A 21,931-nucleotide genomic window follows, 5' to 3' on the forward strand; every position below is an offset into this window, starting at 1 on the left:
CGACGGTAGAAGATTTCCTACAGCTGCGTCGTTTTCGTCAACTTTGGAGTGTTTACAACAATGGCAAAAATCGTCGACATCAAAGGTCGTGAAGTCCTCGACTCCCGTGGCAACCCCACTGTCGAAGCGGACGTGCTTCTCGACAACGGCATCATCGGCAGCGCCTGCGCTCCGTCCGGTGCTTCCACCGGTTCCCGTGAAGCACTGGAACTGCGTGATGGCGACAAGACCCGCTACCTGGGCAAGGGTGTGCTCAAGGCGGTAGCCAACATCAACGGTCCGATCCGCGACCTGTTGCTGGGTAAAGACCCAATCGACCAGAAGGCGCTGGATCAGGCGATGATCAAGCTGGACGGTACCGAGAACAAGGCCAACCTGGGCGCCAACGCGATCCTGGCCGTGTCCCTGGCCGCTGCCAAGGCCGCCGCCCAGGACCAGGACCTGCCGCTGTACGCGCACATCGCCAACCTCAATGGCACTCCTGGCGTCTACTCGATGCCGGTGCCGATGATGAACATCATCAACGGTGGCGAGCACGCCGATAACAACGTCGACATCCAGGAGTTCATGGTGCAGCCGGTCGGCGCTAAGTCCTTCTCGGAAGGTCTGCGCATGGGTACCGAGATTTTCCATCACCTCAAGGCTGTGCTGAAGGCCCGTGGCCTGAACACCGCAGTGGGTGACGAAGGTGGTTTCGCCCCGAACCTGGCTTCCAACGAAGACGCCCTGAAGGTGATCTCCGAAGCCGTGGCCAACGCCGGCTACACCCTGGGCACCGATGTGACCCTGGCCCTGGACTGCGCAGCCAGCGAGTTCTACGAAGACGGCAAGTACAACCTGGCTGGTGAAGGCCAAGTGTTCACCAACGAAGGTTTCGCTGAATACCTCAAGGGCCTGACCCAGCGCTACCCGATCATCTCCATCGAAGATGGCCTGGACGAGTCCGACTGGGCTGGCTGGAAGATCCTGACCGACAAGATCGGTGACAAGGTACAACTGGTGGGTGACGACCTGTTCGTGACCAACACCAAGATCCTCAAGGAAGGCATCGACAAGAAGATCGCCAACTCCATCCTGATCAAGTTCAACCAGATCGGCAGCCTGACCGAAACCCTGGAAGCCATCCAGATGGCCAAGGCCGCCGGCTACACCGCGGTGATCTCCCACCGTTCCGGTGAAACCGAAGACTCCACCATCGCCGACCTGGCCGTGGGTACCGCGGCTGGCCAGATCAAGACTGGCTCGCTGTGCCGCTCCGACCGCGTATCCAAGTACAACCAGTTGCTGCGTATCGAAGAGCAACTGAACGGCAAGGCCAAGTACAACGGCCGCAGCGAGTTTCGCGGTTAAGCTGTAGATGGTAAAAAGACACCGGATTGTGTCGGAAAAGTCGCTACAGCGAATTTTTTGCCACTAATCTGATGCCTTAAGAGCACAAGCCTGGTTTTTCCAGGCTTCGTGCTATCAGTAGGTCCGAAGTTGCAGGCATGGCTGTCTTTTTTCACTGGATACCCGATATTCGATGCGCAGTCCCAATTGGTTGTTCCTGGTCTTGCTCTTGCTGCTGGCTGGCTTGCAGTACCGCCTTTGGGTGGGAAATGGCAGCTTGGCCCAGGTCGCCGACCTGACCCAGCAAATTGCCGACCAGCAGGCTGAAAACGAGCGCCTGCTGGAGCGCAATCGCGTACTCGATGCGGAAGTCATGGAATTGAAGAAGGGCATGGAGACCGTCGAAGAACGGGCTCGCCATGAACTGGGCATGGTCAAGGAGGGCGAGACCCTCTACCAGTTGGCCCAATGAGCGATCTGCTGCCGGCCTTCTGGGCCGTGATTCCTGCCGCGGGCGTTGGTGCCCGCATGGCCGCGGACCGTCCCAAGCAGTATCTGCAACTGGGCGGCCGCACTATTCTCGAACACAGCCTTGGCTGTTTCCTCGACCACCCCGGTCTCAAGGGCCTGGTGGTCAGCGTTGCTCCCGACGATCCTTACTGGCCGTCCCTGGCCTGTGCCCAGGATGGACGAATCCAGCGGGTCGACGGCGGTGCGGAACGCTCCGACTCAGTGCTCAACGCCTTGCTCCACCTGCATGCCCAAGGCGCTGCGGATGATGATTGGGTGCTGGTGCACGATGCCGCGCGACCTAACCTCGCCCGGGATGACCTGGACAAACTGCTGGCCGAGTTGGCGGACGACCCTGTGGGTGGCCTGCTCGCGGTGCCGGCCCGGGACACCCTCAAGCGTATCGACTCGCGGGGGCGGGTCCTGGAAACCGTGGATCGCAGCCTGATCTGGCAAGCCTATACCCCGCAGATGTTCCGCCTTGGCGCCTTGCACCGAGCCCTGGCCGACAGCCTGGTGGCTGATGTCGCGATCACCGACGAGGCCTCGGCCATGGAATGGGCCGGCCAGGCCCCACGCTTGATCGAAGGGCGTTCCGACAACCTCAAGGTCACCCGCCCGGAAGACCTGGAGTGGTTGCGCCAGCGCTGGGCCAACCGTCGCTGACCCACCGCTGTAGCCGCAGGCTGCGATAAGCCTGCAGCTACCGCTCCTGGTACTCCGGGCGCCGGGCCAGGCCTTCCTTGAGATAGTCCACCAGCTTGCGCACCTTGGGCGACAAGTGTCGTTGTTGCGGGTAGAGCGCCCATACTGCAGTGTTCGGCGGCTGATGGGCTTCGAGCAGTGAGGCCAGCGCGCCGCTCTGCAGATGCTCCAGCACGTAGTAGTCCGGCAGTTGGCACAGGCCCACTCCCTGCAACGCCGCATCCAGCACCGCCTGTCCGCTGTTGCAGCGCCAGTTGCCTTGAACCCGCTGGGCGAACTCGCGGCCATCCTGTTCCAATTGCCAGATATCCGAACTGCCGACCAGGCAGTTGTGGCGGCTCAACTCCGAAAGGCTATGGGGGCGACCGTAGCGCTCCAGGTACGACGGCGATGCACACAGGTACATGCGCCGGGGAGCCAGGCGGGTCGCCACCAGTCGCGAGTCTTGCAGGCGTCCCAGGCGCACGGCCAGGTCCAGCCCCTCGTGCACCAGGTCCAGGGGCCGATTGCTCAATTCGATATCCACCCGCAACTGCGGATACAGGCCCATGAAGCTGGTCACCAGCGGCACGATGAAGCGCTCGCCGTAGGCCACCGCGCAGGTCATGCGCAGCATGCCCTTGGGCTCGCTGGCCAGGTCGCCCACGGCGCGCAACGCCTCTTCCCGGCCATCCTGCAAGCGCTGGCAATGCTGGAGGAAGGTCTGGCCGGCTTCGGTCAGGGTTACCCGGCGGGTACTGCGGTACAGCAAGCGAGTCTGCAGGCGTTCTTCCAGGCGGGCGATCTGCCGGCTGATATGAGAAGAAGAGACACCGAGGCGTTCTGCTGCAGCGGTGAACTGGCTGCATTCGGCCACGGCGACGAACTCGTCGATGCCTTCCCAGCGGTTTTCACTCATGATGATTGTCTCTGTATAGCAATAATGTTTTGCTTTTGGTCGGATTATTCATCGTGGTGCGCTGTTTTACACTCCCTGTCTCGTTTTTATTCGCTGGAGACCCAGGATGATCAAGTCGCGCGCTGCCGTAGCCTTCGAGGCCAAGAAACCCCTCGAGATCGTTGAAGTCGATGTCGCCATGCCCAAGGCTGGCGAGGTGTTGTTGCGGGTGGTGGCCTCCGGTGTCTGCCACACCGACGCCTACACCCTGTCGGGCGCCGACCCGGAAGGGATCTTCCCGTCGATTCTCGGCCATGAAGGTGGCGCAGTAGTGGAAGCGGTGGGCGAGGGCGTGGCTTCGGTGGCCGTGGGTGACCACGTGATTCCGCTGTACACCCCGGAATGCGGCCAGTGCAAATTCTGCCTGTCGGGCAAGACCAACCTGTGCCAGGCCATCCGTGCCACCCAGGGCAAGGGCCTGATGCCGGACGGCACCACACGCTTCTCCTACAAGGGCCAGCAGCTGTTCCACTACATGGGCACCTCGACCTTCTCCGAGTACACCGTGCTGCCGGAAATCTCCGTGGCCAAGATCCAGAAGGATGCACCGCTGGAGAAGGTCTGCCTGCTGGGCTGCGGCGTGACCACTGGTATTGGCGCGGTGCTCAATACTGCCAAGGTCAAGCCGGGTGACACCGTGGCGATCTTCGGCCTGGGTGGCATTGGCCTGTCCGCGGTGATCGGCGCAGTCAAGGCCAAGGCTTCGCGCATCATCGCCATCGATATCAACCCGGCCAAGTTCGAGATCGCCCGCCAGCTGGGTGCCACCGATTGCATCAACCCCAAAGACTACGATCGCCCGATCCAGGAAGTGATCGTCGATCTCACCGACGGCGGTGTGGACTTCTCATTCGAGTGCATCGGCAACGTGCAACTGATGCGCGCCGCGCTGGAGTGCTGCCACAAGGGCTGGGGCGAGTCGGTGATCATCGGCGTGGCCGGTGCCGGCCAGGAAATCGCCACCCGTCCGTTCCAGCTGGTGACCGGCCGTGTCTGGCGCGGTTCGGCCTTCGGCGGCGTGCGTGGCCGCAGCGAACTGCCGAGCTATGTGGAGATGTCCGAGAAGGGCGAGATCCCGCTGGACACCTTCATCACCCACACCATGGGATTGGAAGACATCAACAAGGCCTTCGACCTGATGCACGAAGGCAAGAGCATCCGTTCGGTCATTCATTTCTAAGGAGCAGCGACAAACTGCAAGCCACAGGCTGCAAGTAGGGGCAACCGCTCTCGCAGCTTGAGGCTTGCTGTATGCGCGCTGGAGGTCCGCCATGAGTCTGGAAAACCTTTCCTGCCAGAAAAGCTTCGGCGGCTGGCATAAACGCTACAAACATCATTCCCAGGTACTGGGCTGCGACATGGTGTTCGCCGTCTACCTGCCGCCGCAGGCCGAGCAGGGCGGCAAGCTGCCGGTGCTGTACTGGTTGTCCGGCCTGACCTGCACCGACGAGAACTTCATGCACAAGGCCGGTGCCCAGCGCATGGCGGCCGAGCTGGGGCTGATCATCATCGCGCCGGACACCAGCCCGCGTGGTGCCGGGGTACCCGGTGACCCGGATGGCGCCTGGGATTTCGGCCTGGGGGCGGGGTTCTACCTCAATGCGACCCAGGAGCCTTGGGCCCAGCACTATCGGATGCACGACTATGTGGTCCATGAGTTGCCGGCACTGGTGGAGGCGCATTTCCCGGCTTCCGACAAGCGTGGCGTCAGCGGCCATTCCATGGGCGGGCACGGGGCCCTGGTTTGTGCCTTGCGCAATCCCGGGCGCTACCGCTCGGTGTCGGCGTTCGCGCCCATCAGCAACCCCATGGATTGCCCCTGGGGGCAGAAGGCGTTTTCCCGTTACCTGGGGGAAGAGCGCTCTCGTTGGCGTGAATGGGATGCCAGTGTCCTGATCGCCGAGGCCAGCGAAAAACTGCCATTGCTGGTGGATCAGGGCGACCGCGATGACTTCCTCGCCACCCAGCTCAAGCCTGAAGCCCTGCAGTTGGCGGCCAAGCAGGCCGGCCATGAATTGACCCTGCGCCTGCAGCCGGGCTACGACCATAGCTACTTCTTCATCGCCAGCTTCATCGATGACCACCTGCGCCATCATGCGCGGGCACTGAACGGCTAGGTCGTACGAGCCTTGGCGCCCGTCCGCGGGGACGCTCGTACCAGCCCTAAGGGCCAGCAAAGCAGGTAGAATCACGCCCTGACTTTTTCGGGGCGTTTTTTTATGCGTATTGGCCACGGCTACGATGTGCACCGTTTCGCTGAGGGCGACTTCATCACCTTGGGTGGTGTGCGTATCGCCCACCACTCCGGGCTGCTGGCCCATTCCGATGGCGACGTGCTGCTGCACGCACTCAGCGATGCCCTGTTGGGGGCTGCGGGGCTGGGTGATATCGGCAAGCATTTCCCTGACACCGATCCGCAATTCAAGGGCGTCGACAGCCGCGTACTGCTGCGTCACGTTGTCGCGTTGATCCATGCCAAGGGCTGGAAGGTCGGTAACGTCGACAACACCATCGTCGCCCAGGCGCCGAAGATGGCGCCGCATATCGCCACCATGCGGGCGCTGATCGCCGAGGACCTGCAGGTCGAGCTCGATCAGGTGAACGTCAAGGCCACCACCACCGAGAAGCTTGGTTTTACCGGGCGCGAGGAAGGTATTGCGGTGCATTCCGTAGCCTTGTTGCTGCGCGCATGAACGAACTGCAACTGTTGGGCCCGCGGGCCTATGGCGATGCCTTGGGCAGCGCGGTCCTCAAGGCCACGGCCGAGGATTTCCAGGTCGATGAGGTCCTGGACATTCCTCTGAGCGGCGATGGCGAGCATTTATGGCTGTGGGTGGAAAAACGCGGCCTGAATACCGAGGAAGCTGCCCGGCGGATCGCCAAGGCCGCCGGGGTCCCGCTGCGTACGGTGAGCTATGCCGGACTCAAGGACCGCCAGGCCCTGACTCGCCAATGGTTCAGCGTGCAACTGCCGGGCAAGGCCGATCCAGACCTGGCGGCAGCCGAAAACCACACCCTGAAGATCCTCAAGGCCAGCCGCCACAGGCGCAAGCTGCAACGCGGCGCCCATGCAGCCAATGGCTTCACCTTGCGCTTGACCGAGCTGCGGGCGGATCACGCGGCGATCGATGCCCGCCTGCAACTGATCGCTCGGCAAGGCATTCCCAATTACTTCGGTGCCCAGCGTTTTGGCCATGACGGCGGCAACCTGGCGGATGCCCGGGACTGGTCGGCACGCCAGGCGTTGCCGGAACAGCGCAACGTGCGTTCGCGCTTGCTGTCCGCCGCTCGTAGCTACTTGTTCAACCAGGCCCTGGGCGCACGGGTGGCCGACGGCAGTTGGCAGCAGGCCCAGGTGGGCGATCTGCTGGCCTTCACCGACAGCCGCAGTTTCTTCATGGCTGGAGCTGAGGAGTGCCACGATCCGCGCCTGGCGATTCTCGACCTGCATCCCACCGGGCCCTTGTGGGGTAAAGGCGACTCGCCTGCCGCCGGTGCTACCCAGATCCTGGAGCAGGGCGTCGCTACCCGTGAACCGGCGCTGTGCGATTGGCTGGTAAAAGCCGGCATGGAGCACGAACGACGCATCCTGCGGCTGCCCATTGGCGGTTTGACGTGGCATTATCCCGTGCCTGACATTCTGCAATTGGAATTCGTCCTGCCGGCCGGATGTTTCGCCACCGCATTGGTGCGCGAACTCGTCGATCTGGTGCCGGTGGGGCAGACGGACAGCCCATGCGTATTCTGATTTCTAACGATGATGGGGTAACCGCACCCGGTATCGCCGCGCTGCATGCTGCGCTGGCCGATCATGCCGAGTGCGTGGTTATCGCACCGGATCAAGACAAAAGCGGCGCCAGCAGCTCGCTGACGCTCGACCGTCCGTTGCATCCGCATACTCTCGGCAACGGCTATATAAGCATCAACGGCACGCCGACCGATTGTGTGCATCTGGGGCTCAATGGCCTTCTGGAGCATGAACCGGACATGGTGGTCTCGGGCATCAACCTGGGGGCCAACCTCGGGGATGACGTGCTGTATTCCGGGACTGTCGCGGCCGCCCTGGAAGGGCGTTTCCTGCAGCGTCCGGCGATTGCCTTTTCGCTGGTCTCGCGGCAGGAGGAGAACCTCGCCACCGCGGCTCATTTCGCGCGCAAGCTGGTCGAGGCGCAAGGCTTGCTGGATCTACCACCACGGACGGTGCTGAACGTGAACATTCCCAACCTGCCGCTCGATCGCGTCCGCGGTATCCAGCTGACCCGCCTGGGCCATCGCGCCCGTGCCGCGGCTCCCATGAAGGTGGTGGACCCCCGCGGCAAGGCCGGCTACTGGATCGCCGCCGCCGGGGACGCCGAGGATGGCGGTCCCGGCACCGATTTCCATGCGGTCATGCAGGGCTACGTATCCGTGACCCCGCTGCAGTTGGATCGCACCTTCAATGATGCGTTCAGGAGCCTGGACGGCTGGCTGGAGGGGCTGCGCTGATGGCCCGTGAGCAAGACGATCTGCTGCGCCGGGGAATCGGCATGACCTCCCAGCGCACCCGTGAACGCCTGATCCAGCGGCTCTACGATGAAGGCTTGTCCAACCCCCAGGTGCTGGAAGTCATCCGGCGCACGCCCCGGCATCTGTTTGTCGATGAAGCACTGGCCCATCGGGCCTATGAAGACACAGCGTTGCCCATCGGCCATAACCAGACCATTTCCCAGCCTTATATGGTGGCCCGCATGAGCGAGCTGCTGCTGGAGGCTGGCCCCCTGGACAAGGTGCTGGAGATCGGTACCGGCTCCGGCTACCAGACCGCGGTGCTGTCGCAGCTGGTGGAGCGGGTGTTCTCGGTGGAGCGGATCAAGGTCCTGCAAGATCGGGCCAAGGAGCGCCTGCAGGAGTTGAACCTGCGTAATGTGGTGTTCCGTTGGGGTGATGGCTGGGAGGGCTGGCCGGCATTGGCGCCTTACAACGGCATCATCGTCACCGCGGTGGCCACCGATATTCCCCAGGCGCTGCTCGACCAGCTGGCACCAGGCGGGCGCATGGTGATTCCGGTTGGCGCCGGTGAGGTGCAACAGCTGATGTTGATCGTCCGCGAAGAACACGGCTTTGCCCGGCATGTCCTGGGAGCGGTGCGGTTTGTACCCCTGCTCAATGGCCCCCTGGCCTGAGCATTTCTGCGAGCTGGGTGAATTCTGTCCGTCAGGCTGTGTCTTAGTGGCGTATCGGTCGTCAACCTGTGGGGCGACGACCCGTGACAAACCCCGGTCGTCCCTGTGCCGTGCCGGCGGTAAAGCGCCGGCGTCCGGTTATACTTGCGTCATTTCATGCCTGAGCCAGGCAATCTATATCGTCAACCATCAGAAAGGGAGCGGCGGGTGAGTCTCACAGTCATTGCGCAGCGTATGGGTACAACAAGCTTTCAGCGACTGATGATTGGCCTTGTCTTGAGTTCCTTGTTGGTTGGTTGCTCCAGCACCAGGTCCAGCAGCGTCGGAGTGGTTGATCGCAACAGCAATGCGGCACCGCAACGCCCGACCGTCACCACCGGCCAGTACGCCGTGCGCCGCGGGGATACGCTGTTCTCCATCGCCTTCCGTTATGGCTGGGATTACAAGGCATTGGCCGCCCGCAACAATATCAGCGAGCCCTATACCATCCATCCGGGGCAAACCATTCGTTTCGATGGCCGCACCGGTACCGCTCCGGCTACCGTGGTGACCAGTACCCAGTCCTCCGGTGCTTCCTCCTCGAGCAAAACCACGGTCATTCGTCGCCCGGTGACGACCACTACATCTCCGGCAACAGGTGCCGCAACCAGCCCGGCGAACAAGCCGAGCCCAGCTCCGGCGCCGGTTCCAGCCACTCCGGCAGGCCCTGCGCCGACCGGTTGGGGCTGGCCTTCCAACGGTGTTCTCATTGGAAAATTTTCTTCAAACGGTAGTTTGAATAAAGGCATTGATATCGCCGGGGATTTGGGACAGCCTGTTTTAGCTGCGTCTGATGGGACGGTGGTTTACGCCGGGAGTGGCTTAAGGGGCTACGGCGAATTAGTCATCATCAAACACAGCGAAACCTACGTCAGCGCTTATGGTCACAACCGTAAGCTTCTGGTTCGGGAGGGGCAGCAGGTCAAAGTCGGACAGACAATTGCCGAGATGGGATCAACTGGTACAGACCGGGTGAAACTGCACTTTGAGATTCGCCGACAAGGTAAACCTGTAGATCCGCTGCAATTCCTGCCACGTCGTTGATCCGTTACCAACCTGTTCCACTCGCTCACGTAGAGGGAACAGGTTCCAGTGTTGCCAGGGATATAGGCGACGCTCGAGCCTGAGGTCGAACTCACCAAAGGACTATAACAATGGCTCTCAGTAAAGAAGTGCCGGAGTTTGACATCGACGATGAAGTTCTCCTTATGGAGAGCGGAATCGATATGGATTCGATGTCGAATAATGAGGGGGCAACTCCACCTTCCGTTCGCACCAAATCCAAAAGCTCCGCTGCGATCAAGCAACACAAGTACATTGACTACACTCGCGCGCTCGATGCGACGCAGTTGTACCTCAATGAAATCGGTTTTTCTCCATTGCTCTCTCCCGAAGAGGAAGTGCACTTTGCGCGTCTATCGCAAAGTGGCGACCCGGCTGGGCGTAAACGCATGATTGAAAGCAACTTGCGACTGGTGGTGAAAATCGCCCGACGCTATGTCAATCGTGGGTTATCGCTGCTGGATCTGATCGAAGAGGGCAACCTCGGCTTGATCCGAGCGGTGGAAAAATTCGATCCCGAACGTGGTTTCCGTTTCTCGACCTACGCTACCTGGTGGATCCGCCAGACCATCGAGCGTGCAATCATGAATCAGACCCGGACCATCCGGTTGCCGATCCATGTGGTCAAGGAACTCAACGTCTACTTGCGCGCCGCCCGCGAACTGACGCAGAAACTCGATCATGAACCCTCTCCCGAGGAAATCGCCAACCTGCTCGAGAAGCCGGTGGCGGAAGTCAAACGCATGCTCGGCCTGAACGAGCGCGTTTCTTCGGTGGATGTCTCGCTGGGCCCGGATTCGGACAAGACCCTGCTGGACACCCTGACCGACGAGCGTCCGACGGATCCTTGTGAACTGTTGCAGGACGACGACCTTTCGCAAAGCATCGATCAATGGCTTTCCGAGCTGACCGAAAAACAGCGTGAGGTGGTCGTACGCCGGTTTGGCCTGCGAGGGCATGAGAGCAGCACCCTGGAAGACGTTGGCCTGGAAATTGGCCTGACCCGTGAACGGGTGCGGCAGATCCAGGTTGAGGGCCTCAAGCGCCTGCGGGAGATCCTCGAGAAGAATGGCTTGTCCAGTGAGTCGCTGTTTCAGTAGCCGCTGACCTGCCTATAAAAAGCCCCGACTGGTTCGGGGCTTTTTCATGGGGGGACGAAAAGTCTTGATTTGGAGGGGCACGTAGGAGAAGCGGAACTGTTCTTAATTCCCATGTAAGCCAAAGATTACTTTTTCGTAATCTATTGGGGCTCGATCACTTCTGAGTTGCCTAAATCGACTTAGGTAATTTTTTATCTAACTGATTTAAAAGGCTTTTTATTTATTGCTGGATTAGGTTGGACAGAATTTCCCGCTGATAGTGCGATTGCCGTTATCTGGGAAGTCTCTAATATCAACCCTGTGTCGACGGATAGACACAGCCATCAAGGATGATGGTCAGGACATCGCAAGAAGCGATTCATCAGGATGATGACAAGGAACACAGGGACTAGGGAAAAAATGTGGGCGGGTCATACCGCCCCTTTTTTTTGCCTGTCGAAAAGTGCAGTCGCAAATCCCTGAGTCCATAAACGCAAAAAGGCCCGCAAGGGGCCTTTTCAAGGAACGCCGAAGTATCAGCGTTCGAGATCCTTGATCTTGCCTTTGACGCCATCCCACTCTTCGGCATCGGGCAACGAATCTTTCTTTTCAGTGATGTTCGGCCAGATCTCTGCCAGCTCGACGTTCAGCTGAATGAATTCTTGCATCTCGTCCGGGACTTCATCCTCGGAGAAGATGGCTACAGCAGGGCATTCAGGCTCGCACAGTGCGCAATCGATGCACTCATCCGGGTGAATTACCAGGAAGTTCGGGCCTTCGTAAAAGCAGTCCACCGGACAGACTTCTACGCAGTCGGTGTACTTGCACTTGATGCAGTTGTCGGTGACGACGAAGGTCATTTCTAATTTTCTCCTCAGGCGGCGGCAGCGGAGCCCCTACAGGATTGGGGTCGCCAGGTTTGGGAGCGATAGTCTGTGGACCAGGCTAATAGTCCACAGCATCCCAAACCGCGCGAGATTCTAACAGCTTGAAGGCGTTCGCGTTAGATGCGTGTCTTCAATGTGTAAAGCATTTCCAGTGCCCGACGAGGGGTCATGTCGTCCAGTTCCAGCTTGGCCAACTCGTCCAGAACCGGGTGTGGCAGGCTGGCGAACAGGTCGCTTTGCTGCGGAACCGAGGTTTTTCCCGGTGCCGGTTTGGCTACTTCATGGGGCAGGCTGGTGGTTTCCAGGCGGCTCAAATGCTCCCGTGCGCGGACGATCACAGCGCTCGGAACCCCGGCCAGCTGGGCTACGGCCAGGCCATAGCTCTGGCTGGCAGGCCCGGGCAGGACGTGGTGCAGGAAGACGATCCGTTCATTGTGCTCGGTGGCATTGAGATGCACGTTGGCCACCAGCGGTTCGCTTTCCGGCAGTACTGTCAGTTCGAAGTAGTGGGTGGCGAACAGGGTATAGGCCCGCAGGTGGGCGAGACGTTCTGCCGCAGCCCAGGCCAGGGAAAGACCGTCGAAAGTGCTGGTGCCACGCCCCACTTCGTCCATCAGTACCAGGCTGCGCTCGGTGGCGTTGTGCAAGATGTTCGCGGTTTCGCTCATTTCCACCATGAAGGTCGAGCGCCCGCCGGCCAAGTCGTCGCTGGAGCCGATTCGGGTGAAGATCCGGTCCACCAGGGACAGCTCGCAGCTTGCCGCCGGCACGAAGCTGCCGATATGGGCCAGCAGCACGATCAGCGCGGTTTGTCGCATGTAGGTGGATTTACCGCCCATGTTCGGCCCCGTGATCACCAGCATCCGGGTGCTGTCGTCCAGGTTCAGGTCGTTGGCCACGAACGGCGTGGTCAGCACTTGTTCCACCACCGGATGACGGCCCTGGCTGATGCGCATGCACGGTTCGCTGACGAAGCGCGGGCAATTCAGGTCCAGGTTCAGGGCGCGCTCGGCCAGGTTGCTCAGCACATCCAGCTCGGCCAGGGCTCCGGCGGTGTCCTGCAGGGGCGGCAAATGGCTGATCAGGGTTTCCAGCAGGGCGTCGTAGAGCATCTTCTCGCGCGCCAGGGCGCGGCTCTTGGCCGACAGGGCCTTGTCTTCGAAGGCTTTGAGTTCAGGGGTGATGAAGCGCTCGGCCCCCTTGAGGGTCTGGCGCCGGATGTAGTCCGCAGGGGCCTGTTCGGCCTGCTTGCTGGGCAATTCGATGAAGTAACCGTGGATGCGGTTGTAGCCGACCTTGAGGTTGGACAATCCGGTACGGGCCTTTTCCCGCGCTTCCAGGTCGATCAGGAACTGGCCGGCGTTCTCGCTCAGCGATTGCAGCTCGTCCAGCTCGGCGTCGTAGCCGGTCTTGAGCACACCGCCGTCGCGGATCACCGCTGGCGGGTTGTCGATGATGGCTTTCTCCAGCAGCGCCGCCAGTTCCGGATAGGTAGCGGTGGTGATAGCCAGTTGTTTGAGGTGCGGCGCTTCCAGTTCGGTCATCGCCACTTGCAGTTCAGGCAATGCCGCCAGGGCGTCCCGCAGGCGTGCCAGGTCCCGTGGCCGAGCGTTGCGCAAGCCGATCCGCGCCAGGATCCGCTCGATATCACCGATTTCCTTCAACTGCGGCTGCAGGCGTTCGAAGTGATAGCCATCGAGCAGGCAGGTGATAGAGGACTGGCGTGCCTCCAGGACCTTCAGGTCACGCAGCGGTCGGTTCAGCCAGCGGGTCAACAAGCGGCTGCCCATGGCGGTCTGGCAGCGATCGACCACCGATTGCAGGGTATTGTCGCGACCGCCCGCCAGGTTGGTATCCAGTTCCAGGTTGCGTCGGCTGGCGCCGTCCAGCACCACGGTATCGTCCAGGCGTTCGTGGCGCAGGCTGCGCAAATGGGGCAGGGCGGTGCGCTGGGTTTCCTTGGCATAGCTGAGCAGGCAGCCGGCGGCGCCGATGGCCAGGGTCAGGGTCTCGCAGCCGAAGCCTTTGAGGTCCTGGGTGGAGAACTGTTGGCACAGGCTCTTGTGCGCCGAGTCGCGCTCGAAGTCCCAGGGGGCACGGCGCCTTGTGCCACGGCGCTTTTCCGCTGGCAGGCCCTGTGGCCAGTCATCCGGGATCAGCAACTCAACCGGATTGATGCGCTCCAGCTCCGCCAGCAGGTTTTCCCAGCCCTTGATCTCCAGGACGCTGAAGTTGCCGCTGGTGATATCCAGCACCGCGAGGCCGAACAGGCGCTCGTCACCCAGTACCGCAGCGATCAGGTTGTCCCGGCGCTCGTCCAGCAACGCCTCGTCACTCACGGTCCCTGGCGTGATGATCCGCACCACCTGGCGCTCCACCGGGCCCTTGCTGGTGGCCGGGTCGCCCACCTGTTCGCAGATCACCACCGACTCGCCGAGCTTGACCAGCTTGGCCAGGTAGCCCTCGGCGGCATGGTAGGGAATGCCACACATGGGAATGGCCTGGCCTGCCGACTGGCCACGTGCGGTGAGGGTGATATCCAGCAGCTTGGCGGCCTTCTTCGCGTCTTCATAGAAGATCTCGTAGAAGTCGCCCATGCGATAGAACATCAGCTGGTCGGGGTGTTGGTTCTTGAGCCGCCAGTACTGCTGCATCATCGGCGTGTGGGAAGACAGATCGGAGGTATTTTTACTCATTGATATATAGGCGGATTCGTTGAATGGCTGATGCAAAGGGGCGCACAGGCCCGGCTTCTTGCTGATGGTCGCAAGGTTACCACGGGTGCCGGCGGCCTCGCAGGCGCCCGGGCAAGCCAGGGGGGCGAATAAATGCATTGAATATGCAAAACAGCATTTGTCATCCCGATAAAGTTCGAGCAATATGCGCTTTATGCAAATACGCAACGTTTCTACCGTCTTAAGAGAGCTGCTGGATCGCGATGGAATCTCCCCCACGGAGCTTCACCGTCGCACCGGTGTGCCTCAATCCACCCTCTCGCGGATCCTCAGCGGGAAGATCGTCGATCCTTCGGACAAGCACATTTCCAAGATCGCCGAGTATTTCCAGGTGAGCACCGACCAACTGCGCGGGCGCGTGGATATCGCCCCGGCCCGCAGTGCGGTGCGCGACGAGATTCATTCGGAACTCAAGGACATAAGCCTGTGGGACGACGATACCCCCGTCGATGACGACGAGGTGTCGGTTCCCTTTCTGCGCGAGGTTGAATTGGCTGCTGGATCAGGAAGATTCGTCATCGAGGAGAGCGAGCGCGCCAGCCTGCGCTTCGGCAAGCGCAGCCTGCGGCATAACGGCGTGCAGTTCGACCAGGCCAAGTGCGTCACGGTGCGCGGCAACAGCATGTTGCCGGTACTGCGTGACGGCGCCACGGTCGGGGTCAATGCCGGCAAGTGCGCCATTGGCGATATCGTCGATGGCGACCTGTACGCCATCAATCACAATGGCCAGTTGCGGGTGAAGCAGTTGTACCGCCTGCCCACCGGTATCCGCCTGCGCAGCTTCAACCGCGATGAGCATCCTGACGAGGACTACAGCTTCCAGGACATCCAGGAAGAGCAGATCAGCATCCTCGGTCACGTCTTCTGGTGGGGCATGTACGCCCGCTAACCCGCCACCCGCAAACCAAGCCCGCCCCTGAGCGGGCTTTTTTTTGTCCTGCAAAACCCCTTCATCCCCAATGCCTATGCGGCTTCCATGCATGGGAGCAAAAAACTCGCATAAATAAATGCATTTACGCATTGACTGCATATGCATGAGTGCATAATATTCGTCTCAAGCCGTTCGAAAACGGCTGCAACAACGCTCTTTAGTGGCACAAGCAAAAGGCAGCGATGAACCGGCCTCGACGGTTCAGAGGGTTGGCAACTGACCCGGGTGTGCAGCGTAAAGCACCAGAAGCAGTTATCCGGCGGACAGGGGTCGCGGTCGGAGGAACAATTTAAATGGGTCCGTACCGCGCCAGTAGCGCCGAAAGACCAAGGATTGCATTACTGAAAAGCCCGGGCGACCGGGCTTTTTGGAATGCCTGCCTAACGTGGGCCGCCAATAGACAGGGACCCCTTGAATCATCGTTTCGAGTTTTTCATCAACCGGCCGCTTCTTTGGCCCCAATCCACACGGGAGACCTGAATGACAAACGAGCAACAAGCGTTGCTGGATATGCCGATCTGGATGGTCATCGTCCTGGCGCTGCTGGGCGGCGTGTCCGGTGAAATGTGGCGTGCCGACAAGGAGGGCGCCCGTGGCTGGGCACTGCTGCGACGCCTGGTGCTGCGTTCTGGGGCCTGTGTGATCTGTGGTGTCTCGGCGATCATGCTGCTGTATGCCGCCGGCGTCTCGATCTGGACCGCCTGCGCCTTCGGTTGCCTGACTGCCATGGCCGGCGCCGACGTCGCCATCGGCCTGTACGAGCGCTGGGCGGCCAAGCGCATCGGTGTGTGCGAGGTGCCCGAGCGTGACTCGCACTCCGATCGATCCTGAACGGCCTTTCATCAACCCCATTTGCACCTGTCGGCAAGCCCGGGCGGGTGCACCTTGCCTGTGCCTGGCCGGTGGAGCGCTGGCCGGCGCTTTTCATGCGTCTTGATCGACAGTGGTACCAGCGCGCCGGCCTGCGGGCCAGGGCCTCGCTGGTATCGCCGTCGACCCGATTCCAGGACTGGACAATGAGCGAACTGACGATATTGCACGACGCTATCGCCGCCACGATCAAGGCGGCGATGCCCGCTGTCCGAGCGGTGGAGGCGTTCCCCGAGACACCCGATGGCCTGGCCAGGCCGGCAATCGTCTTTGCCATCACCGCCATGGATCCAGCTGTTGATCCGGGCGATGGCCGTAGCTGTGTGAAGGCCACGTTCGAGGCCAGCATGCTGGTGGACGCCAACCTGCCAGGGGCAGCTTTGCAAGCGGTCGAACTGGCGGCGCAAATGGCCGACCTGCTGCATTGCCAGCACTGGAACCTCGATTTCGTCGAGGGCACCAGCAGCGTGCGGGCCAAGCCTGCCGACGCCACCAGCGAGTCGTGGCGCAAGAAGGCCTGGACCGTGCAATGGCAGCAGTTGGTGTACCTCGGCCAGGAACAGTGGCCCTGGGCCAACCAGGGCCCGGGGTCGCTGCTGCTCGGTTTCGCTCCTGATACCGGGGCTGGCCACGAAGATGGCTACTTCTCCCCGGAGCAACTGGCATGAGCTTTGTCGCCGCGACTCACGATCGCATGCTCGCCGGCCTGATCATTCCCTGCAGCGTGGTCGGGGTCGACCTGGCCGCCGCCATGGTGCGCGTGTCCGACGGTGCCGGCTGGACCAGCGCCTGGGTGCGCTGGCACAGCCAGGCCGCCGGCAAGGCCCGGCACTGGCGGGCGCCGAGCCTGGGCGAGCAGGGGGCCTTGATCAGTCCCAGCGGCGAGCCGGCCCAGGGCACCTTCGTCCCGGGGCTGTATGGCAACGCCGGGACCCAGCCGGACAACCGCGACCATGTCGAAGTCTGGCGCTTCGACGATGGCGGCTCGCTGGTCTACGACTGGCAGGCCAAGAGCTACAGCATCAGCTTGCCCAGCGGCACGGTGACCATCCAGGTGGCCGGCAGCTCGGCGGTGATCACCGATAGCGCGATCACGGCCAAGGCCGACACCATCACCCTGACCGGGCAAGTCACCTTGAACGGTGATGTGCAGATCAACGGCGCCAGCTTGCAGCACAACGGGGTGAACGTCGGTTCCACCCATACCCATCCGGGCGTGATGCCCGGCGGTGGCTCGACTGCCACGCCGCAATGACCACCCGCCCGCTACCGCGGGCTTTTTTATGCCTGGAGCAACCATGAGCAGCAAGAAAAAGAACACCGGCCCGGTCGTGTTCCGCGACACGGTCTACACCTCCCGCATCCTGGTCCTGCCCGATGGGCGGATGCTGAACGTCGCCAATGGCCAGGTCGCGGTCGAGGCCAGCGACAACCTCGCCCGGGATTACCTGGGCCAGCACCCGGATCTGCAAGCGCAGGAGTGACGCGATGATCGGAATGGATCGCCGCACCGGCCAGTCGTTGTCGGGCATCGCCCATGTGCGCCAGTCCATCGAGGACATCCTGAGCACGCCCCTGGGCAGCCGGCGCATGCGCCCGGAATACGGCAGCAACCTGCGGCGCTTCGTCGACCTGCCAGTGACCGGTGGCTGGAAAAGCGCGGTACAGGCCGAAGTCGCCCGGGCGCTGTTGCGCTGGGAGCCGCGGCTGAAGCTGGAGCAAGTGCAGGTGGTTTCGGTGGTGGCGGGCCAGATCACCTTTCAACTGACGGGCCAATACCTGGGCAATAGTGCGATTTTGGAGGTGACGGCATGAGCACCCTGGATTTATCGGCGCTACCGGCGCCACAGGTGCTGGAAGCCCTGGATTTCGAAGCGCTGTACCAAGACAAGCTGGCGACCTTCCGCCAGCACATGGGCGGTAACTGGAGCGCCGCCCTGGAGAGCGACCCGGTGGTCAAGCTGCTGGAACTGGCGGCCTACCGCGACCTGCAATTGCGCGCCCGGGTCAACGATGCGGCCAAGGCCTTGCTGTTGGCCCACGCCCAGGGCAGCGACCTCGACCAGCTGGCGGCCAACGTCAAGCTCAAGCGCCTGGTCATCCGCCCGGCCGACCCGCAAGCGCTGCCGCCCACGCCGGAGGTCAAGGAGACCGACGACGCCCTGCGCGAACGCATCCAGCTGGCCTACGAAGGCCTGACCACCGCCGGGCCGCGCAACAGCTACATCCTGCATGCCCGCAACGCTTCGGCCCTGGTGGCCGATGCCGCGGCCCAGAGCCCATCGCCGGCCTGCGTCACCGTCACCGTGCTGGGGCTGGAGGGCGATGGCAGTGTCGCCCCCGAACTACTGGCGACGGTGGCCACCGCCCTCAATGACGAGGACGTGCGGCCCCTGGGCGATCGGGTCACGGTACAGAGCGCCCAGGTGCTGCCCTACCGCATCGATGCGGTGCTGCACATGAAAGGCCCCGGGCCGGAAAGCGATGCCGCGTTGGCCGAGGCCCGGCGTAAGCTGGCGGCCTGGATCAATCCGCGCCGGCGCCTCGGGCTGGAAGTGCCGCGCTCGGCCATCGATGCCCAGTTGCACGTCGCCGGGGTCTCCCGGGTCGACCTGGCCAACTGGCAGGACATCGCCCCGACCCCGGCCCAGGCAGCCTACTGCACCGGCTACAGCATCACGCTGGGAGGCTGACATGAGCAGCCTGCTGCCGATCAACGCCACCCCGCTGGAGCGCGCCCTGGCCGCCGCCAGCACCGGCGACACCGCCGTCGTCCTGCGCACCTTGTACAACCCCGACACCTGCCCGGCGCACCTGCTCTCGCAACTGGCCTGGGCCTGGTCCGTGGATCGCTGGGACCCGACCTGGTCCGAGACGGTCAAGCGCAACGCCATCAGGGCCTCGTTCTTCATCCATGCCCGCAAAGGCACCATCGGTGCGCTGCGCCGGGTGGTGGAACCTCTGGGCTACCTGATCGAAGTGGTCGAGTGGTGGCAGATGGTGCCCCAGGGCGAACCGGGCACCTTCGCCCTGAAAGTCGGTGTGATGCAGACCGGCATTTCCGAAGCGACCTACCAGGAGCTGACCCAACTGATCGACGACGCCAAGCCGGTCAGCCGCCATATGAGTGGCTTGGCCATCAGCCTGGAAACCGCCGGGACTATCGGTTACGGCGTCTTCCTGGAGCAGGGCGAAGAGCTCGACGTGTATCCCCCGGCATCTCGCGATATCGAAGTGATCGGCCGTTTGGCGCCGGTCGTGTGCATTGACGAAATAGACACCCTGGATGTGTACCCATGATCGATTCCAACAGTCAGTTCTTCGCCACCCTCACCTCGGTGGGCGAGGCGAAGCAGGCCAACGCCACCGCCCTGGGCATTCCCTGGACCTTCAAGGAGATGGCGGTGGGGGATGCCAATGGCAGCGACCCCGTACCGAACAAGACGCAGACCAAGCTGATCAACGAATGGCGTCGGGCGCCGGTCAACCAAGTGCGAACCGACCCCGCCAACCCGAATGTCATCATCACCGAGCAGGTGATCCCCCCTGATGTCGGTGGGCATTGGCTTCGTGAAATCGGCCTGTTCGATGCCGACGGTGACCTGGTGGCGGTGGCCAACTGTGCCCCTACCTTCAAACCTTTGCTGGCCCAGGGCACCGGCAAGACCCAGATCATCCGCATGAACTTCATCGTGTCGAACACCGCGCAGATCGTGCTCAAGATCGATCCGTCGGTGGTGTTGGCCACCCGGCAGTATGTGGATGACTCGCTGGCCACAGCGCTGCCAGCGAACAAAGCAGCAGGCACTTATCGGCAGGTCACCATCGATAAACGCGGTGTCGTACTCACCGGGACCAACCCGACGACAGTGGCCGGTTATGGCATCACCGATGCGTTCACCAAGCCGGAAACTACGGCGGCAATCGAACAGGCGGTGGCTGCCTTGGTTGCGTCCGCTCCTGGTGCTCTCGACACTCTGAAGGAGCTTGCCGACGCGCTGGGTAATGACCCGAACTTTGCTACCACCATGACCAAAACCCTTGCGGCGAAAGCCAACAAAGCGACGACTTTAGGGGGCTACGGAATCGTAGATGGAGCGACCAAATCGGACCTTAATAGCGCAGTCAGCGGGTTACTGCCTAAAGCTGGTGGCATAGTCTCGGGTCCTATTTATCTGGCAAATGGAACGGGGGACTCGCCAGAAATAGCGTGGAAGACGCCGGAACTTGAAGTCTATGCCGATGTTATAAATAGAACTCTTCGGTTCTTTTCTTACTTCAACGGGCAAACCGAGTTTCCGTTGGTGATTGATGTTCCAGGAAAGTCTGCATCATTTTTCGGTAATACGGCCTGGCACTCAGGCAACTTCAATCCGCAGGAAAAAGCGAATAAGTCCACAACTCTAGCGGGTTATGGAATCACTGATGCCTACTCCAAGGGTGGGACCTATTCTCGAGATGAAGTCAACGAACTATTCGAGGGGCTGTCCGCGTTGCCGGTGGGAGCTATGGTGCCTTTTCCCAAGGGCACGGCAGCTCCGGGTTTCCTGGAAGCCGACGGCAGCGTGCAGAGTATTGCTACTTTCCCCGATTTGGCGGCGTACCTAGGGGACACTTTCAACAAGGGTGACGAGGGCGTCGGGAGCTTCCGATTACCTGATTCTCGCGGTGAGTTTTTTCGAGGCTGGGACCATGGGCGCGGAGTGGATGTGGGCCGGGCATTGGGAACTTATCAAGCAGATGATTTCAAGTCTCACACCCATCTAATCGGTAATCAGAACACCTATGGTAGCGGCAGCTCGGCAGGTCCACTTCATAACGGTGGAAAGTCTGGAGACTTGTCGCAACCCACTGGCGCCGTTGGGGGAGTTGAAACCCGTCCGCGCAACCTGGCAGTAATGTGGTGCATCAAGGCCTGGAACGCCCCCGTCAACCAAGGAACGATTGATATAGCAGCGCTAGCGGCACAGGTTGTCGGGTTCTCGGCTCGTGCGACAGCCCTAGAAGAGCGACCACGGGGCCTTGGTGATGGTCAGGCTTGGCAGAGCGTAACCGCGGTCCGAGTCTCAGGCACTGTCTACACGAACACCACCGGGCGGCCAATCTTTGTGCAAGTGTCGTTTACGACTGGCGGCGTTTATGTCGTTGTCGATGGTGTGAACTTGACGGCATCTGCATATCACGCGGCTTTTATCGTGCCTGCGGGATCGACCTACAAAGTCACATATGGCAGTCCGACAAACCTGACTTGGGTGGAGCTTCGTACATGAGATATTTCAACAACCCCAAAACAAGCGAAGTGCATGCCTACGATGATGATGTCCCTGGGCACTTCATAGCCAGCTATCTGCTACCAATGTCCGATGAGGCGGTTCGATCGTACATTGCCAGTGCAACAGCGCCTCTACTCGACCCAGCGACCGAGGAGCGTAATTGGCGTGATGTCGAGTTAATCTCTTTGCTCTGGTTACGCGAGCGGCACCGTGATCAGATTGAGATAGAAGCACCGACCACACTTACAGTCGACCAATTCAAGGAACTGCTTAAGCATATCCAGGCCCTGCGCAATTGGCCGCAATCCCCCGATTTTCCGCAGATCGAGCACCGTCCGGTGGCGCCGCCCTGGCTCGCCGAGCAAACACGCTAAACGCCCCGCCATCCGGGGCGTTTTCATATCCGCGCCTT

24 protein-coding genes are annotated in these 21,931 nt (G+C 61.4%); 21 read left to right on the top strand and 3 right to left on the bottom strand.

Annotation, left to right across the window (positions count from 1 at the left end; all coding sequences use genetic code 11):
* The first annotated feature begins 60 nt into the window (after positions 1 to 60).
* The 3 genes from eno to ispD all read left to right on the top strand — a co-directional run bounded on the left by eno (position 61) and on the right by ispD (position 2,505).
* Positions 61 to 1,350 (top strand): phosphopyruvate hydratase, encoded by a 1,290-nt coding sequence (gene eno, locus GDH07_RS04295; RefSeq protein ID WP_022642592.1) that lies wholly within the window; start codon positions 61 to 63, stop codon positions 1,348 to 1,350.
* A 172-nt stretch (positions 1,351 to 1,522) separates the two neighbouring features.
* Complete coding sequence (gene ftsB, locus GDH07_RS04300) at positions 1,523 to 1,801, top strand: cell division protein FtsB (RefSeq protein ID WP_022642593.1); 279 nt, start codon at positions 1,523 to 1,525, stop codon at positions 1,799 to 1,801.
* Positions 1,798 to 2,505, top strand: a complete 708-nt coding sequence (gene ispD, locus GDH07_RS04305; RefSeq protein WP_022642594.1) for a 2-C-methyl-D-erythritol 4-phosphate cytidylyltransferase — start codon at positions 1,798 to 1,800, stop codon at positions 2,503 to 2,505. Before ftsB ends, ispD begins: the two co-directional genes overlap by 4 nt.
* A gap of 37 nt (positions 2,506 to 2,542) precedes the next feature.
* On the opposite strand, the gene GDH07_RS04310 is transcribed toward ispD, so the two are convergent.
* Positions 2,543 to 3,442: a LysR family transcriptional regulator gene (locus GDH07_RS04310; protein WP_152896757.1), complete on the bottom strand. Its 900-nt coding sequence runs from the start codon at positions 3,440 to 3,442 to the stop codon at positions 2,543 to 2,545.
* A 106-nt stretch (positions 3,443 to 3,548) separates the two neighbouring features.
* On the opposite strand from GDH07_RS04310, the gene GDH07_RS04315 reads away from it, so the two are divergent.
* From GDH07_RS04315 to rpoS, 8 genes are all read left to right on the top strand, one after another.
* Positions 3,549 to 4,661, top strand: a complete 1,113-nt coding sequence (locus GDH07_RS04315) for an S-(hydroxymethyl)glutathione dehydrogenase/class III alcohol dehydrogenase (RefSeq protein WP_152896758.1) — start codon at positions 3,549 to 3,551, stop codon at positions 4,659 to 4,661.
* Between the two features lie 91 nt (positions 4,662 to 4,752).
* The gene (gene fghA, locus GDH07_RS04320) at positions 4,753 to 5,598 is read left to right on the top strand and encodes an S-formylglutathione hydrolase (protein WP_152896759.1); all 846 of its coding nucleotides are present in this window, start codon (positions 4,753 to 4,755) and stop codon (positions 5,596 to 5,598) included.
* A 102-nt stretch (positions 5,599 to 5,700) separates the two neighbouring features.
* Complete coding sequence (gene ispF / locus GDH07_RS04325; protein WP_053134494.1) at positions 5,701 to 6,174, top strand: 2-C-methyl-D-erythritol 2,4-cyclodiphosphate synthase; 474 nt, start codon at positions 5,701 to 5,703, stop codon at positions 6,172 to 6,174.
* Positions 6,171 to 7,229 (top strand): tRNA pseudouridine(13) synthase TruD, encoded by a 1,059-nt coding sequence (gene truD, locus GDH07_RS04330; protein WP_152896760.1) that lies wholly within the window; start codon positions 6,171 to 6,173, stop codon positions 7,227 to 7,229. The genes ispF and truD overlap by 4 nt, the downstream gene beginning before the upstream one ends.
* Positions 7,217 to 7,966, top strand: coding sequence for a 5'/3'-nucleotidase SurE (gene surE, locus GDH07_RS04335; RefSeq protein WP_152896761.1), 750 nt, complete (start codon positions 7,217 to 7,219; stop codon positions 7,964 to 7,966). Before truD ends, surE begins: the two co-directional genes overlap by 13 nt.
* 41 nt (positions 7,967 to 8,007) lie before the next feature.
* Entirely contained in the window at positions 8,008 to 8,643 is a 636-nt protein-coding gene (locus GDH07_RS04340; protein ID WP_172681667.1) for a protein-L-isoaspartate(D-aspartate) O-methyltransferase, read from the top strand.
* A gap of 207 nt (positions 8,644 to 8,850) precedes the next feature.
* Positions 8,851 to 9,726, top strand: coding sequence for a peptidoglycan DD-metalloendopeptidase family protein (locus GDH07_RS04345; protein WP_103324142.1), 876 nt, complete (start codon positions 8,851 to 8,853; stop codon positions 9,724 to 9,726).
* Between the two features lie 110 nt (positions 9,727 to 9,836).
* Positions 9,837 to 10,844, top strand: a complete 1,008-nt coding sequence (gene rpoS, locus GDH07_RS04350) for an RNA polymerase sigma factor RpoS (protein WP_031320993.1) — start codon at positions 9,837 to 9,839, stop codon at positions 10,842 to 10,844.
* Positions 10,845 to 11,359: 515 nt separating this feature from the next.
* Here rpoS and fdxA read toward each other — a convergent pair.
* Both fdxA and mutS read right to left on the bottom strand, forming a co-directional pair.
* Entirely contained in the window at positions 11,360 to 11,683 is a 324-nt protein-coding gene (gene fdxA, locus GDH07_RS04355) for a ferredoxin FdxA (protein WP_022642601.1), read from the bottom strand.
* 143 nt (positions 11,684 to 11,826) lie between these two features.
* Positions 11,827 to 14,406 carry a DNA mismatch repair protein MutS gene (mutS, locus tag GDH07_RS04360; protein ID WP_152896762.1) on the bottom strand — a complete coding sequence of 860 codons (2,580 nt, stop codon included), beginning with the start codon at positions 14,404 to 14,406 and terminating at the stop codon, positions 11,827 to 11,829.
* Positions 14,407 to 14,590: 184 nt separating this feature from the next.
* Here mutS and GDH07_RS04365 point away from each other — a divergent pair, with 184 nt between their 5' ends.
* The 10 genes from GDH07_RS04365 to GDH07_RS04410 all read left to right on the top strand — a co-directional run bounded on the left by GDH07_RS04365 (position 14,591) and on the right by GDH07_RS04410 (position 21,893).
* Positions 14,591 to 15,334 carry a LexA family transcriptional regulator gene (locus GDH07_RS04365; protein WP_083456938.1) on the top strand — a complete coding sequence of 248 codons (744 nt, stop codon included), beginning with the start codon at positions 14,591 to 14,593 and terminating at the stop codon, positions 15,332 to 15,334.
* A 522-nt stretch (positions 15,335 to 15,856) separates the two neighbouring features.
* Positions 15,857 to 16,207, top strand: a complete 351-nt coding sequence (locus GDH07_RS04370; RefSeq protein WP_022642604.1) for a phage holin family protein — start codon at positions 15,857 to 15,859, stop codon at positions 16,205 to 16,207.
* Positions 16,208 to 16,302: 95 nt separating this feature from the next.
* On the top strand, positions 16,303 to 16,914 hold the full coding sequence (locus GDH07_RS04375) for a hypothetical protein (RefSeq protein WP_246195900.1): 612 nt from the start codon (positions 16,303 to 16,305) through the stop codon (positions 16,912 to 16,914).
* Positions 16,911 to 17,501, top strand: coding sequence for a phage baseplate assembly protein V (locus GDH07_RS04380; protein WP_152896763.1), 591 nt, complete (start codon positions 16,911 to 16,913; stop codon positions 17,499 to 17,501). The genes GDH07_RS04375 and GDH07_RS04380 overlap by 4 nt, the downstream gene beginning before the upstream one ends.
* Positions 17,502 to 17,544: 43 nt before the next feature.
* Complete coding sequence (locus tag GDH07_RS04385) at positions 17,545 to 17,730, top strand: hypothetical protein (RefSeq protein ID WP_178124005.1); 186 nt, start codon at positions 17,545 to 17,547, stop codon at positions 17,728 to 17,730.
* Between the two features lie 4 nt (positions 17,731 to 17,734).
* Positions 17,735 to 18,061: a GPW/gp25 family protein gene (locus GDH07_RS04390; RefSeq protein WP_053134502.1), complete on the top strand. Its 327-nt coding sequence runs from the start codon at positions 17,735 to 17,737 to the stop codon at positions 18,059 to 18,061.
* On the top strand, positions 18,058 to 18,939 hold the full coding sequence (locus GDH07_RS04395) for a baseplate assembly protein (protein ID WP_124345864.1): 882 nt from the start codon (positions 18,058 to 18,060) through the stop codon (positions 18,937 to 18,939). Before GDH07_RS04390 ends, GDH07_RS04395 begins: the two co-directional genes overlap by 4 nt.
* Position 18,940: 1 nt before the next feature.
* Positions 18,941 to 19,546 (top strand): phage tail protein I, encoded by a 606-nt coding sequence (locus GDH07_RS04400; RefSeq protein ID WP_152896765.1) that lies wholly within the window; start codon positions 18,941 to 18,943, stop codon positions 19,544 to 19,546.
* Positions 19,543 to 21,516, top strand: coding sequence for a phage tail-collar fiber domain-containing protein (locus GDH07_RS04405; RefSeq protein ID WP_152896766.1), 1,974 nt, complete (start codon positions 19,543 to 19,545; stop codon positions 21,514 to 21,516). Before GDH07_RS04400 ends, GDH07_RS04405 begins: the two co-directional genes overlap by 4 nt.
* Positions 21,513 to 21,893 carry a hypothetical protein gene (locus GDH07_RS04410; RefSeq protein WP_152896767.1) on the top strand — a complete coding sequence of 127 codons (381 nt, stop codon included), beginning with the start codon at positions 21,513 to 21,515 and terminating at the stop codon, positions 21,891 to 21,893. The genes GDH07_RS04405 and GDH07_RS04410 overlap by 4 nt, the downstream gene beginning before the upstream one ends.
* Positions 21,894 to 21,931 lie beyond the last annotated feature (38 nt).

It is taken from the genome of Pseudomonas piscis (assembly GCF_009380155.1).
Classification (GTDB): Bacteria; Pseudomonadota; Gammaproteobacteria; order Pseudomonadales; family Pseudomonadaceae; genus Aquipseudomonas; species Aquipseudomonas piscis.

Coding starts and splice junctions, on each gene's coding strand:
- eno (WP_022642592.1), top strand. CDS start 61: ATGGCAAAAATCGTCGACATCAAAGGTCGTGAAGTCCTCGACTCCCGT.
- ftsB (WP_022642593.1), top strand. CDS start 1,523: ATGCGCAGTCCCAATTGGTTGTTCCTGGTCTTGCTCTTGCTGCTGGCT.
- ispD (WP_022642594.1), top strand. CDS start 1,798: ATGAGCGATCTGCTGCCGGCCTTCTGGGCCGTGATTCCTGCCGCGGGC.
- GDH07_RS04310 (WP_152896757.1), bottom strand. CDS start 3,442: ATGAGTGAAAACCGCTGGGAAGGCATCGACGAGTTCGTCGCCGTGGCC.
- GDH07_RS04315 (WP_152896758.1), top strand. CDS start 3,549: ATGATCAAGTCGCGCGCTGCCGTAGCCTTCGAGGCCAAGAAACCCCTC.
- fghA (WP_152896759.1), top strand. CDS start 4,753: ATGAGTCTGGAAAACCTTTCCTGCCAGAAAAGCTTCGGCGGCTGGCAT.
- ispF (WP_053134494.1), top strand. CDS start 5,701: ATGCGTATTGGCCACGGCTACGATGTGCACCGTTTCGCTGAGGGCGAC.
- truD (WP_152896760.1), top strand. CDS start 6,171: ATGAACGAACTGCAACTGTTGGGCCCGCGGGCCTATGGCGATGCCTTG.
- surE (WP_152896761.1), top strand. CDS start 7,217: ATGCGTATTCTGATTTCTAACGATGATGGGGTAACCGCACCCGGTATC.
- GDH07_RS04340 (WP_172681667.1), top strand. CDS start 8,008: ATGACCTCCCAGCGCACCCGTGAACGCCTGATCCAGCGGCTCTACGAT.
- rpoS (WP_031320993.1), top strand. CDS start 9,837: ATGGCTCTCAGTAAAGAAGTGCCGGAGTTTGACATCGACGATGAAGTT.
- fdxA (WP_022642601.1), bottom strand. CDS start 11,683: ATGACCTTCGTCGTCACCGACAACTGCATCAAGTGCAAGTACACCGAC.
- mutS (WP_152896762.1), bottom strand. CDS start 14,406: ATGAGTAAAAATACCTCCGATCTGTCTTCCCACACGCCGATGATGCAG.
- GDH07_RS04365 (WP_083456938.1), top strand. CDS start 14,591: ATGCGCTTTATGCAAATACGCAACGTTTCTACCGTCTTAAGAGAGCTG.
- GDH07_RS04370 (WP_022642604.1), top strand. CDS start 15,857: ATGACAAACGAGCAACAAGCGTTGCTGGATATGCCGATCTGGATGGTC.
- GDH07_RS04375 (WP_246195900.1), top strand. CDS start 16,303: ATGCGTCTTGATCGACAGTGGTACCAGCGCGCCGGCCTGCGGGCCAGG.
- GDH07_RS04380 (WP_152896763.1), top strand. CDS start 16,911: ATGAGCTTTGTCGCCGCGACTCACGATCGCATGCTCGCCGGCCTGATC.
- GDH07_RS04385 (WP_178124005.1), top strand. CDS start 17,545: ATGAGCAGCAAGAAAAAGAACACCGGCCCGGTCGTGTTCCGCGACACG.
- GDH07_RS04390 (WP_053134502.1), top strand. CDS start 17,735: ATGATCGGAATGGATCGCCGCACCGGCCAGTCGTTGTCGGGCATCGCC.
- GDH07_RS04395 (WP_124345864.1), top strand. CDS start 18,058: ATGAGCACCCTGGATTTATCGGCGCTACCGGCGCCACAGGTGCTGGAA.
- GDH07_RS04400 (WP_152896765.1), top strand. CDS start 18,941: ATGAGCAGCCTGCTGCCGATCAACGCCACCCCGCTGGAGCGCGCCCTG.
- GDH07_RS04405 (WP_152896766.1), top strand. CDS start 19,543: ATGATCGATTCCAACAGTCAGTTCTTCGCCACCCTCACCTCGGTGGGC.
- GDH07_RS04410 (WP_152896767.1), top strand. CDS start 21,513: ATGAGATATTTCAACAACCCCAAAACAAGCGAAGTGCATGCCTACGAT.